Origin of the sequence: Paenibacillus zanthoxyli JH29 (assembly GCF_000520715.1) — a bacterium.
GTDB classification, from domain to species: domain Bacteria; phylum Bacillota; class Bacilli; order Paenibacillales; family Paenibacillaceae; genus Paenibacillus_AQ; species Paenibacillus_AQ zanthoxyli.
On sequence record NZ_ASSD01000271.1, the window covers coordinates 1 to 2,696 of the forward strand.

Consider the following 2,696-nt stretch of genomic DNA (forward strand, 5'->3'; position numbering starts at 1 on the left):
TTTAGCCGAATCGATGCCGCGCAGCAGCTCCGGATCGGGCACTTTAATATGCAGGATCGCGCCGCCCTCTTTAGCGAATTTCTCCAGCATATCCGCATGCCACTGCGGGTAATATCCGAAAGAATCCTCCGGCGCTTTCTCGTAACGGATTCGGGATACCGCTTCGTCGTCCCAATCCACAATGACGTATTTGGCGCCCGCTTCATAAGCCTTGGCCACAATCAGCCGGGTCAGCTCGGCGGTCTCCAGCGGAGCATGAACCATTAGCACCTGCCCGGGCTGAATGTTCACCCCCACTTGGATAACCAAATTCGCATATTTATCCAGCATCTGTTCAAATGAAGTCATGCCCTCTCATCCTCCGATTGTTCTGTGTTTAAAAGCAAAGTTCCTTAAAATCCGTTCAGCTCCAGCACGACCGGACAATGGTCGCTGCCCATAACCGCGCATTCGATCCGGGCATCGGCAATAGCGGGGGCCAGCCTTTCCGATACGAGAAAATAGTCAATCCGCCAGCCTACATTCCGCTCCCGCACCTTCGGCATATAGGACCACCAGGAATAGACGTCCTTTTTATCCGGATACAGATACCGGAACGAATCGACAAATCCCGAGGCCAGAAGCTCGGTCATCTTCCCGCGTTCCTCAAGCGTAAAGCCGGAATTCCCATTGTTGGACTTCGGATTCTTCAGATCGATTTCCTGATGCGCAACGTTCAGATCCCCGCATATGACAACCGGCTTTTGCTTGTCGAGGCGCTGCAGGTGGGCGCGGAAGCGGTCTTCCCATTCCAGCCGGTAGGCCAGCCGTGAAAGGTCGCGCCGGGCATTGGGGCTGTAGGCGTTGACGAGATAGAAGCCCTCAAATTCGAGCGTGATGACTCTCCCCTCCGTCTCCTCCTCGCCCTCCATGCCAATGGAGACAGAGAGCGGTTCTTTTTTGGTGAAGACGGCGGTTCCAGAGTACCCTTTCTTCACGGCATAATTCCAGTACTGTCTATATTTCTCCCCGTGATCCAAGGTGATTTGCCCTTCCTGAAGCTTCGTTTCCTGCAAGCAAAAGATATCCGCGTCTTCTTCCGCAAAATACTCGTTAAATCCTTTGTTCACACAGGCTCGCAGCCCGTTGACATTCCAAGATATCAGTTTCATGATTTCTTAAGCTCCTTACTTTCTCATGCTTCTGCGGGCGGATCGGTATGGATGTCCTCATCGGGACTCGTGAGCACCCAGCGGGTAAATGCAACCTGGAACCCGGATCTTGTGGGCGCGCATAAAAAAGGACCCGCCTGCACATCAGCCGGATGCGGAAAACGGGCAACTCTGACCGTCCGCCAGGCATCCTGCCCCGCTCTCGCTCGGATGATTACGGCATCATTAAGCCGCGACGCGCGAATGGTGATCTCTTTTTCAGCCCACTCAGGCACAGGAGACAGTGACCAGTCCGAGTATGTATCGGTGGCTTAAAGCTGACCTCGGCAGCATGTTGCCGTTCCCAAGAATGCAGCAGGGCATGGCCGCTGTCGTGCTGAAAGCCATACATCGTTTGCTGCCAATAGTCGCTCTGCTCTGCGGCTTCAACAATCAGTCTTTCGCGGTCAACGCGGCTGGATACAGGCGGGTTGGTCCAGATCCCGTCTGACCAGTGTATCGTTTGAATCGTCAATTCGCATTCCCCCTGACGTTATTAAGAATATCAGTTTTCCATCGTCACTTCCAACAACTATGAAACGCTAGAGTATGGCATTCCCGCCTGCGCGTGATACAATGATTGAACTATGCCAACTAGCACCTTACCGAACTCTTCTATAATGAAAGGAACGAATAAATATGAGCGAAGACATTAAGCTGCTGGCCCGGGAACTGGAGGATTTGCGGGACCCGGACGCGGCGGCGGCCATGAGCGCTTAACTGGTGCTGAGAATTTAAGCTAGAATCAGCCCTGCTTCACCCACCTGACTATATTTAGAATTACAAAAATGGTAAATAGTTAGTTTAAATCCTAGCCAATTTTTAATAATCAATAATTTGCTGGTACCCCGAAAATAGACACTTTAAAAAAATATAACCCGTAGGGTGTCACTTCTTTCAAAGTGTCCATTCTACGGGTTATAGTTCAAAATTAGGGCTTTGCCAGCGGTTCTCGAAGATGACTATGCATTATTTTCCCTATATCGTTTAGTTTCACTTAAAGACGGCAAAAAATCATTACTTTCTTTGCGTTTACTAGTAAACGGTATCTTAAAAAGGCTCCAATCTCCTCAGATGGGATGATTTCTAAGTCTAACTTTCCAATATCAACAGAGTCTAATAGGAAAGAAAGTGTGTGTTGACCAGTTTGGTTTAACCACAACGGAATTTCTGCAATCCCTTGATGAAAATTAATGTCTGCAACAGTTGTTCCTGAATTAACAAGTGCAGAACCTCCAAATTGGCCGGATATTCCGTCTGGCGCTGTTTGATACCCTGTTATAGTTACCTTGTGAAGTCCATTAAAATCACTATTTTGCAATCCATCTTCTGCATATACCGTTATGGCTACCGTTGCTTCATGTCCAGACAGAAGCTTAGTGCTATTACTACTAACACTCGCATGTAGTAATGGATTTACGGTTTTTTTCAATATCTCACCATGCCTCAACCAGCCTGCCTCTGACCACTCCGACCACAAGTGTTCGTCATAGACTTTCACTCGAA

General features: G+C 49.1%; 3 protein-coding genes and 1 pseudogene. All 4 read right to left on the minus strand.

What is annotated here, in order from left to right:
* A partial coding sequence (locus L691_RS28515; protein WP_036736470.1) for an aminopeptidase occupies nt 1–348 on the minus strand: 348 nt, incomplete at its 3' end.
* A gap of 44 nt (nt 349–392) precedes the next feature.
* Nucleotides 393–1,151, minus strand: a complete 759-nt coding sequence (locus L691_RS0110075) for an exodeoxyribonuclease III (RefSeq protein WP_025690347.1) — start codon at nt 1,149–1,151, stop codon at nt 393–395.
* Between the two features lie 23 nt (nt 1,152–1,174).
* Nucleotides 1,175–1,665 (minus strand): annotated as a pseudogene (locus tag L691_RS31225) (DUF1349 domain-containing protein).
* 522 nt (nt 1,666–2,187) lie between these two features.
* Nucleotides 2,188–2,696, minus strand: a 509-nt coding sequence (locus L691_RS28520; protein WP_232229151.1) for a hypothetical protein, incomplete at its 5' end; no start/stop codon positions are given.